A 9,885-nucleotide genomic window follows, 5' to 3' on the forward strand; every position below is an offset into this window, starting at 1 on the left:
AAGATCGGCCTGTTCGGCGGCGCCGGTGTGGGCAAGACCGTTCTGATTCAGGAACTGATCCGCAACATCGCCACCGAACACGGCGGCTATTCCATCTTCACCGGCGTCGGCGAGCGTACCCGTGAGGGCAACGACCTCTGGCGCGAAATGGGGGAGAGCGGTGTTCTGCAAAAGACCGCCTTGGTCTTCGGTCAGATGAACGAACCGCCGGGAGCCCGTATGCGGGTGGCCCTGACCGGTTTGACCATGGCCGAATACTTCCGTGACCGCCAGAAGCAGAACGTGCTGCTCTTCATCGACAACATCTTCCGCTATGTGCAGGCCGGTTCGGAAGTCAGCGCCCTGATGGGCCGTATGCCTTCCGCCGTGGGCTACCAGCCCACGCTGGCCGACGAAGTGGGCGCGCTGCAAGAGCGTATTACCTCCACCAAGGATGGCGCCATCACCTCGGTGCAGGCTGTCTACGTTCCCGCCGACGACCTGACCGACCCCGCCCCGGCCACCACCTTCAGCCATCTGGACGCCACCACCGTCTTGTCCCGTAAGATCGTGGAACAGGGCATCTACCCGGCCGTGGACCCGTTGGAATCCACCAGCCGGATTTTGGAACCCGACATTGTGGGCCGCCGTCACTACGAGATCGCCCGCGGCGCGCAGGAATTGCTGCAGCGCTACCGCGATCTGCAGGACATCATCGCCATTTTGGGCATGGAAGAATTGTCCGAGGACGACCGCCGCACGGTGGCACGTGCCCGCCGTATGCAGCAGTTCTTCTCCCAGCCTTTCTTTGTGGCGGAGCAGTTCACCGGCCTGCAGGGCAAGTATGTCCCGCTCTCCGAGACCCTGAAGGGCTTCGAAGCACTGCTGGGCGGTGAACTGGACCAATATCCCGAATCGGCCTTCGCCTCGGTGGGTACCGTGGACGATGTGCGGGAGAAAGCTCGGGCACAGGGGGCGGTCTGATGGAAAAGACCTTTCAACTGGAGATCATCACCCCCGAACGCCAGTTTTACACCGGTCAGGTGGAAAGCCTTGTGCTGCCCGCATTGGACGGTGAATACGGTGTGCTGCCCGGCCATGAGCCGGTGGTCACTGCGGTGGAACCCGGCGAAGCCCGCTTCAAGGTGGACGGTGTCTGGCACAGCGTCATCGTGACCCAAGGCTTTGCCGAGATCACCTCGGAATATGCCGTGCTGCTGGTCTCCACGGCGGAAAAGCCGGAGGAGATCGATGCCGTCCGCGCCCAGCGCGCCAAGGAGCGTGCCGAGGAGCGGCTGCGTCAGCACGAAAGCCAGCGGGAGTACTTCCGCAGCAAGGCGGCGTTGGCCCGTGCCACCGCCCGTCTGCGGGGCAGCAGCCACAAATCCTGATACCATACAAAGGCAGCAGCCCCCGAACCTTAGGGTTCGGGGGCTGTTTTATTATATCGCCGGGCGGCGGAGCGGCAGCGCACCACGCTGCCGGCTGGCGGTGGGCAAGGCGGCGTAGATTTGTCGCAGAGCCTGTCCGATCCGGGGCAAGCTGCGTTCTTCCGCCACCGCGCGTCCCGCCGCAGTCACATCGGGCAGACGGCTGTAGAGCAGACCCACCAGCTTGCGGCGCAGCGCCTGCCCGTCCCGCCCTTTGTAGACGTTGACGCCGTCGGTCAGCCAACCGTCATACACCGGGATGTCCCGCACCAGCGTGGGGGTGCCGCAGGCAAGGGCTTCCAGTACTACGATGCCCTCGGTTTCCTCGTGGCTGCAAAACAGGAAGGCATCGGCGCCGCAGTAGGCGTCCCGCAGTTCGCTCTGGGACAAAAAGCCGGGGAATTCCAGATTGGCGGGGGCGGCGGCCATGGCCTGCCGGATCTTGCGGGGGACCAGTGCCGGGTCGGTGTGACCAAACCAGAAGAACCGCACCTGCGGCAGACTGCGGGCCAGTGCGATGAAGTCCAGAATGCCTTTGCGCTCCATAAAATGACCCACGCTGATCACCGCCTTGTCGTTCTCCGACAGCCCGTAGGCCTCCCGGAAGGCCGCCCGCCGCGCTGGGTCGGGGGCAAAAAAGGTGGTGTCCACCCCGTTGGAAAGGGGCTGTACCGGCGGGCACAGCCCGTAGCCGCGCAGGATGCCGGCGGCATAGGGGGTGGGGGTCAGGATCAAGTTGGCCTGATTGTAGCACAGGCAGAGCCACCGTTTAAAGAGGGGCGCCAGCAGGTCGGACCCCACAAAGGAATGGCGGAAGTCCGCCTCGGTGGAATGGCCGTACCAGATCACCGGAATGCCCTCTCGCCGGGCGCGGCGGGCCGCCCGGAAGGAACAGGGCAGCACGGTGTTGATGTGGATCACATCGGCCCGGGGCTGCCAGTCGGTGACCACTGTCACACCGCTTTGTTCCAATGCGGCGTGCTGGTGGTTGGCAGCCTGTCCCACACCGCTCTTGCCCACAAGGCCCAGAGAGCCGGTATAAATATGTACACGGTACATCGTTGTCACCTCCAAAGTCCCAGAATGTTCTGTGCCACCACGGTCAGCCCCAGGCTATATAGGGCAATGGCCGCCGGTTTGCACAAAACGATGATGGCGGTATAGAGCCGCCAGTCGATGCGGGTGGTCCCGGCCAAAAAACAGAGGTAATCGTCGGGGGCCACCGGGATGAAGATCAGAAAAGCAAACCACCGGGCAAACCGGTTGCCGCTGCCCATCCAGCGGTCGTATTTTTCGATCATCTTGGGCGGAAAGAGGGATTCCAGCAGGGGCCGGCCGCAGGCCCGGGCGATGGCAAAAGCCGCCAGCGAACCCAGACAGATGCCGATGTAGTTGTACCAGAACCCCTGCCAAGCACCGAAGAGGATGACACCGGCCAAGCAGCCCAGCCCGCCGGGCAGGATGGGGATGACCACCTGTACGGCCTGAAACGCCATAAACACCACCGGCCCGGCCCAGCCGAATTGGCCGATATAGGAGGTCAGCGCTTCCCGGGAGGAAAACAGTCCGGCCCGCCAAAAGGTGTAGGCCAGCACACAGCAGAGCACCAACCCCAGTACCGAGGCGGCGCGGTTGATGGTTTTTACCATAGTAGGACCCTCCTTGGGTGGGCGGCGTGGGGCGCCGCGGTCTTGTTCAGGATGGCACGCCGGTAGAGAGCCTCCACCGCTGCGCCGAAGGCTTCCCGGGCATAGGGGGCGGCGGCTTGCCGGGCTTTCTGCCGGGCTGCGTCCAAAGCGGCGCCTTGGGGCAGTCCCGCTGCCAGTGCGGCCAGCTCCTCGGGGGTGTGGTAGACCCAGCCGCCCTGCCCCGGGGTGATCAGGGCACGTACGCAGGGATCATCCCGGCAAAGCAGCGGCAGTCCGGCGGCCAATGCCTCCAGATAGGTCAGGCCTTGGGCTTCGCTGGTGGAAGCGCTGACGAACACATCGGCCAGCGCATAGTAGCGGGGCACCTCGGCGGGCACCACCATGCCGGTAAAACGGACCCGGTGGGCGACGCCCAACGCCTCGGCTTCTGTCTGCAAGGCGGCCCGTTCCGGCCCGTCCCCCACAATGAGCAGGATGCCCCGGGGGATTTGCCGCAAAGCGGTGAGCAGCTCCCCGATGTTCTTCTCTTTGACCAGCCGCCCCAGATAGAGCAGCACCGGCTCGTCGGTGGGCAGGGCCAGCGCCTGCCGCAGCGCGGGGGTGGGGGGCACCGCAAAGCGGCGCAGGTCCAGCCCGGTGGGGATGACCTGAATGGGGCAGCGGATGCCGTAGCGGGTCAACAGCCAGCGAATCTTGTCGGTGGGGGCGATGACTGCATCGCAGGCACCGCAGATGCTGCGGGTAAAAAGCTGCGCCAACCGGCGGCCCATCCGGCGGCTGGGGGAGAAGTAGTGGGTATAATCCTCATAAACGGTATGGTAAGTATGGATCAGCGGGGCACCGGCTGCCTTGGCCAACTGTTTGGCGGGGGCAAAGGTGCTGAATTCGCACTGGGAATGGACCACGTCGGGCTGCCAAGCGGCCAGTTCCCGCAAAGCACCGTTCAGTGCGGGGGCCCGCAGCCGGGCACCGGGATATACCAGCCCGGCATCCAGTGAGCCTAAGTAGGTTACGCCGTCCTCGGTGTAGGTGTGACTGCTGCCGGCCAGCGTCAGCACCCGCACCTCGTGGCCCCGGGCCTGCAACTCGGCACGCAGCGCCACCGTGGAGGTCACCACGCCGTTGACCGTGGGGGCCCAAGTATCGCTCGTCAATAAGATTTTCATAGGAACACTCCTTGCCATGGGTTGAATCAGGTCCTTTGTTTATATAAACGAATGAGCCCCTTGTTTTTTTGCAACAAAACAAAAAACCTGCACGAACCGTTGTCCGTGCAGGCAAAGGAGAAATCCGCTCCGCTCAGCGCCCTACATCACGCCCCAGCGTGATGGGTTTGGTGGGAGCAAAATTGTCGATGCTTTTGGTTTTTTCGTGGAAGTGGGGCATCACCGAAGCAATGCCGCCCTTGCGATAGAAGACATCGTCCGGGGTCAACGGCAGGTGTACCGTCTGGCCCGTGGCCGCCGATTTGTAGATGGCGGCGATCAGCTCAATGGTGTTGCGGCCCTGCTGCCCGTCGATGCCCAGTGGTTCTTCGCCGCGGATGGCCCGCAGAAAATTGCCGATCTGGGCAGGGTGCCCTTCCACCGGCAGGTCGGGCAAAGCCTCGTACTGCTGCTGGATGGCTTGCTCGGTGGCGGTGTCTTCCTCTGGGAATCCGTTGGGCAGGGCTTTGGCCGCGGATACCTGCCAAGGCACACTGACACTGGCCTTTTCCCCTTGGAAGATCAATTCCTGCGCCTCGTTGTGGGTGACCAGTGAGGCGGTCAACTGGACCATCGTTTGGGGATACCGCAGGACAGCGGTGGCCACGTCCTCACACTCCGAGTTGCTGTGTCCGACGTTGGCAATCACCGCATCCACGGTCTGGGGCATGCCCAGCATCCATTGCAGCAGGTCGATGTGATGCACCGCATGGTTGGTCACGCAGCCGCCGGATTCCTTCTCCCAGGTGCCGCGCCACCAGATGTCGTAATAGTTTTCGCCGCGCCACCACAGGGAGTTGACGGTGGCAAACAGCACCCGACCAAGGGCGCCTTCCTCCAGCAGATGTTTGACCTTCTGGTGGGGCGTTTTGTAACGGTTTTGGGCTACGATGCTCAGCAGGCAGCCGCTGGCTTGGGCGGCTTGCAGCATGGCGTCGCATTCTTCCAGCGAACCGGCCATCGGCTTTTCGCAGATCACGTGCTTGCCGGCCTGCAGTGCATCGATGGCGGTGGAAGCGTGGGCGCTGGGGGGCAGGCAGATGGAAACCGCATCAATGTCGGGCCGGGCCAACGCTTCGTGAAAATCTTTCAGCGCTTGGGCGGGTAACTGGTAGCGGTCAATCAGGGCATTGGCCTTGTCGGTGAACAGGTCGCAGACCGCCCGTACCTCGCACAGGTCTTTGTATTGCAGGTACGCCTGAATATGGACTTCGGCAATCGCACCGGCGCCAATGATGGCAATGCCCAGTTTTTTCTCCGGCATAGAAAACCCCTCCTTAATAATGTACGTGCAGGGCCCGCTCCTGTGCCTCCAAAGCCAGTTCCATCATCCGGAAGATGTGTTCCTGCGGCATGGCGGTTTCGGTGCGGTCCAGACAATCCCGGATCATCCGGCCAAAGAACGGGAACCCACACTCACCGCTCACACAGCGGTGGTGTTCCCCTGACTGATCTACCCAGTAGACATGGTCCCCCTCGGCATTGTTGGCCACATCGATGTATTTGCGGATCTCGATGTAACCGTCGGTGCCGATGATCAGCGTTCGGCCGTCCCCCCAGGCACCCAGCCCGTTGGGGGTGAACCAATCCACCCGGAAATAGGCGCTCACGCCGTTGTCGCATTGCAGCATGGCGTCCCCAAAATCCTGAAACTTGGGATACTGGGAATGGGTGTAGTTGCCGATGCGGCTTTGCAGGATGGTGGCATCCTGCGCCCCGGCAAAAAAGACCAACTGTTCGATCTGGTGGCAGCCGATGTCCACCAGAATGCCGCCGTAACGGTCCTCGTCAAAGAACCAGTCGGGGCGGTGGGGGGCGTCCAACCGATGGGGACCCCAGCCCATGACCTGAACTACCCGGCCAATGGTACCGGCGCGCAGCAGCTCCTCGGCATACACCGACGCCTCCACGTGCAGGCGCTCGCTGAAATAAGTGAAGAATTTGCGGCCGGTCTCGGCCACGGTCTGCCGGGCTTGTGCCACCTGTTCCCGGGTGGTCAAGGGCGGCTTGTCGGCAAAAAAGTCCTTGCCGTGGCGCATGGCCTCCAGCCCGATGCCGCACCGGTCGGCGGCGACTGCCGCCGAAGCAATCAGCCGCACCGGGGCTTGCAGCACTTCCTCCCGGCTTTGGGCGACCTGCACCTGCGGGAAGGCCTGCCGGAATTTGGCCACCTTTTCGGGGTCGGGGTCATAGACCCAAGCAATATCGGCGCCGGCTTCACACAGGCCGTTGCACATGCCGTAGATATGGCCGTGATCCAGCCCGATCACCCCCACCGGAAAGGTGCCGGGGGCACAGACCGGACAGGCTTTGCCCTTCGGGGCGTAGGTACTGCCGTCTCTTTTCTCTTGCATGATGGTACGCCTCCTCTTACCCGTAGATCAAGTTGGGCAGCCATGTGACGATCCCGGGGAAGATAAAGGCCAGCACCATAGCGATCAGCACGGTGGCAATGTAGGGCAGCAACGGTTTGATGGATTTTTCCATGGGCAGATGGGCCACACCGCAGGAAATGAACAGGAAGGTGCCTACCGGCGGAGTGATGGCGCCCAACTGCATCACGATGACCATGATCACGCCGAAGTGGATGGGATCAAACCCGAAGGCGTTGCCGATGGACAGGACCGTGGCAGCAAACATGGCGATGATGACGGTGGGATCCAAGAACATGCCCAGAATCACAAAGACGATGCAAAGGAAGATGACCACGGCCACCGGGTTGCCCAGCACATTGATGGCGAAGTTTTCCACTTCAGACTGGAAGTGCAGGCGCACCAGCACGTTGGACAGAACGCCCGCGCCGGCGATGGTCATATACACCACGGCGGTGGTGATGGCGGATTCCACCAGAATACTGGGAATGTCCCGCCATTTCAAGCTCTTGGTAATCACGAAACCGTAGAACAGGCCGTACACGATGGCCAGCACGCCGGATTCGGTGGGGGTGACGATGCCGAAGCAGATACCGGACAGGATGATCAGCGGCATCAGCAGCGCACCCAGCGAATGCCAGCCGGTGCGCAGCAAGTTGAGGATGGAAAACTTGGTGCGGGGAATGTCGTAATGCCGCAGGCGGTATTCCATGTAGACAACGCCCATCTGCATCAGACCGATGATGATGCCGGGAACCAAACCGCCCATGAACATCCGGCCAATGGGGACCTCGGTGTAATAGGCATATAGGATCATGGCGATGCTGGGCGGAATGATGGGGGACAACATGGAGGAACCGGCGGTAACGGCCACCGCGTAGTCCTTATCGTAGCCCTGCTTTTCCATGGCGGGGATGAGCATACCGCCAATGGCGGCGGCGTCGGCGCAGCCGGAACCTTGGATGCCGCCGAAGATCATGGAAGTCAAAACGTTTACATGGCCCAGACCGCCCGGCAGAAAGCCCACGGCGGCGTTGGCGAAGTTCACCAGTTTGTCGGTGATTTTGGCCCGCATGATGATGTTGCCGGCGGTGACAAAGAACGGGATGGCCAACAGCGACAAGCTGTTGACGCTGCCGAACATTTTAATAATGGTCAGATCCAGCGAGTTGCCGCCTGCCACAATGAAGATGATACCGGTGATCAGCAGGGCCATAAAGATGGGGAACCCCAGAAAAATGAAGGCCAGCAGTACCAGAAAAATCAATAATGTTACTAACACAGTTGGTTCCCCTCCTTAAAAGGCGCTGGTGGTGGAATCACTCTCTTTGGCGAAGGGATGCTTGCCGAAGAGGAAGATCAGCAGGTAATCATAAAATAGGTAGAAACACCCAACGGGAATGGCCGCGTAAAACCACGCATTGGAGATATGCAGGTTTTGCAGATAGCTGCGGCTTTGGCTGATGGTCACCGAGATGCCCACCACGATCAGGACGACCAAGGTGATCAGTACCACGATCTGGGCCACTTTTTTCAGGATGGCGGCGGCTTTGGCGGGCAGGATCTTCGCCACAAAACTCTCCAAACTCACGTGGGCGTTGGTTTTTACGCCCAGACCCGCGGCCAAAAAGGCGATCCACACCGCCCCCATCTGCATGAGCTCGTTGACCCACGGGAAGGGCCGCATCGAGGGCACACCGCGTACCACATAGCGCAGAATGATGTTGACAAGACACATCAGGATACAGGCGGCCAAAATGACCACCAACGCTGTTATGCGGATCGCGTTGAGTACCCGATCCACTTTTTCTAACTTTTTCACAAGCAAACCTCCGGATTTTGCAAAACGACTTGCTAAAAAGAGCGGGCCGCCGCCGGGAGTCCGGCAGCGACCCGGATGAAACGCTTTTTAAAAAGAGGAAACAAACGTTCGGGGATTAGGCAACGGCGGTCAGCAGGTCGTAGAAGGTCTGCCATTCTTCGCCCTTGCTCAGGTACTCTTCGGTCATGGGCGCGCAGGCTTCTTTCCAAGCGTCAATGTCCTGAATCTCGGTCACGGTCACGCCGTTGTCCACCATCGCTTGCAGCGCGGCTTCCTGATCAGCGTCATCGATCTGTTCCTGATAAGCCTGTGCTTCATCGGCGGCTTCCCGCACAACGGCCTGCAGGTCTTCGGGCAGCGCGTTGAACCATTCGCTGTTGAAGAAGTAGTAGGTGCAGGCGATGATGTGGTTGGTGACGGCCAGATACTTGCCGTTGTCTTCCAAGGCGGAAGCGTGCAGCGAGCTGGGCGAACCTTCGCAGCCATTGCAGACATTCTGGCTCATAGCGGTGTAGATGTCGTTCCAGTCCATCGTGATGCCGGCGGCACCCAAAGACTCAAACATCGAGATGTATACTGCGTTGGGACCACGCATGATCAGATCCTGCATGTCAGCCAAGCAGGTGACCGGCACGTTGGTCAGCATATCGCGGGAACCCTGCGACTGGCCGGACATGGCAACAAAGCCCAGCGGCTCCACCACGCTGTTCATGTAGTCCAGAACTGCCTCGTCTTTCATCACGCGGCGGTAGTGGTCGTTGTCTTTAAAGAGGAAGGGGAACTCAAACAACATCAACTGTTCACAGCCCTCGTAGGCGCCCGGGCCGGTGCCGGGGGCAGCACAGACCATCTCCAAATCGCCCTGCTGCGCCATGGCTACCTGCTCCGACTGGCTGCCCAGCTCGGAACCATAGTTGGCCGTGCACTCAATGCGTCCGCCGGACTTTTCGTTGACCAGTTCGGCAAATTTCTCCAACGCCTGACCGACGGTAGAGTTGGCCGCCAAGTTGGTGGAGCAGCGCAGTTGATACGTTTCACCGGAATCCGCAGCCGTGGATTCTGCGGTGGCGGTGCTGCCCGAAGAGGTGGCCGCGCTGGAAGCGCCCTGCCCACAGGCTGCTAAAGAAAAGGCCATGGAACAGGCAAGCAAGGTGGAAACGAGCTTTTTCATAGTGTTTTCTCCTTCTTTTTGAACAATCAAGTGGGAACGATCTATAACGTGTGGGTAGAAGAAACGTGTGGGTAGAAGATAGGGGGTTATGGCATAGGCAAACGTTTGCCTATCGGGCAAAAAATGAATGACCCTCTTCTTTTGCCGGAACAAACGGATGCGCCCTTCAGGAATTTCTCGTAAGCCATAACCGTGCAGTGAAACCTCCTTGTATTATAGAGTAGTAGTTATTAGAGCCCCTCTCCAAGGGCTGTGCT

At 60.6% G+C, this 9,885-nt stretch carries 10 protein-coding genes; 2 read left to right on the forward strand and 8 right to left on the reverse strand.

Annotated features, from left to right (window positions below):
• A partial coding sequence (gene atpD / locus Q0526_RS13380) for a F0F1 ATP synthase subunit beta (RefSeq protein WP_298734495.1) occupies positions 1-963 on the forward strand: 963 nt, incomplete at its 5' end.
• A complete protein-coding gene (locus Q0526_RS13385) occupies positions 963-1,370 on the forward strand; it encodes a F0F1 ATP synthase subunit epsilon (protein ID WP_298734496.1) in 408 nt (135 codons plus the stop codon). The genes atpD and Q0526_RS13385, both read left to right, overlap by 1 nt.
• Positions 1,371-1,421: 51 nt before the next feature.
• Here Q0526_RS13385 and Q0526_RS13390 read toward each other — a convergent pair whose 3' ends face one another.
• From Q0526_RS13390 to Q0526_RS13425, 8 genes are all read right to left on the reverse strand, one after another.
• A complete protein-coding gene (locus tag Q0526_RS13390) occupies positions 1,422-2,468 on the reverse strand; it encodes a glycosyltransferase family 4 protein (RefSeq protein WP_298734497.1) in 1,047 nt (348 codons plus the stop codon).
• Positions 2,469-2,473: 5 nt separating this feature from the next.
• Positions 2,474-3,058, reverse strand: coding sequence for a VTT domain-containing protein (locus tag Q0526_RS13395; protein WP_298734498.1), 585 nt, complete (start codon positions 3,056-3,058; stop codon positions 2,474-2,476).
• Positions 3,052-4,224: a glycosyltransferase family 4 protein gene (locus Q0526_RS13400; protein ID WP_298734499.1), complete on the reverse strand. Its 1,173-nt coding sequence runs from the start codon at positions 4,222-4,224 to the stop codon at positions 3,052-3,054. Before Q0526_RS13400 ends, Q0526_RS13395 begins: the two co-directional genes overlap by 7 nt.
• A 133-nt stretch (positions 4,225-4,357) precedes the next feature.
• Positions 4,358-5,527, reverse strand: a complete 1,170-nt coding sequence (locus tag Q0526_RS13405; protein WP_298734500.1) for a Gfo/Idh/MocA family oxidoreductase — start codon at positions 5,525-5,527, stop codon at positions 4,358-4,360.
• Between the two features lie 13 nt (positions 5,528-5,540).
• Positions 5,541-6,617 carry a Gfo/Idh/MocA family oxidoreductase gene (locus Q0526_RS13410; RefSeq protein WP_298734502.1) on the reverse strand — a complete coding sequence of 359 codons (1,077 nt, stop codon included), beginning with the start codon at positions 6,615-6,617 and terminating at the stop codon, positions 5,541-5,543.
• A 16-nt stretch (positions 6,618-6,633) separates the two neighbouring features.
• Entirely contained in the window at positions 6,634-7,917 is a 1,284-nt protein-coding gene (locus Q0526_RS13415; RefSeq protein ID WP_298734504.1) for a TRAP transporter large permease, read from the reverse strand.
• A 15-nt stretch (positions 7,918-7,932) separates the two neighbouring features.
• Positions 7,933-8,457 (reverse strand): TRAP transporter small permease subunit, encoded by a 525-nt coding sequence (locus Q0526_RS13420; RefSeq protein WP_298734506.1) that lies wholly within the window; start codon positions 8,455-8,457, stop codon positions 7,933-7,935.
• 115 nt (positions 8,458-8,572) lie between these two features.
• A complete protein-coding gene (locus Q0526_RS13425; protein ID WP_298734508.1) occupies positions 8,573-9,628 on the reverse strand; it encodes a TRAP transporter substrate-binding protein in 1,056 nt (351 codons plus the stop codon).
• Positions 9,629-9,885: the final 257 nt, after the last annotated feature.

This window comes from uncultured Subdoligranulum sp. (genome assembly GCF_937890665.1).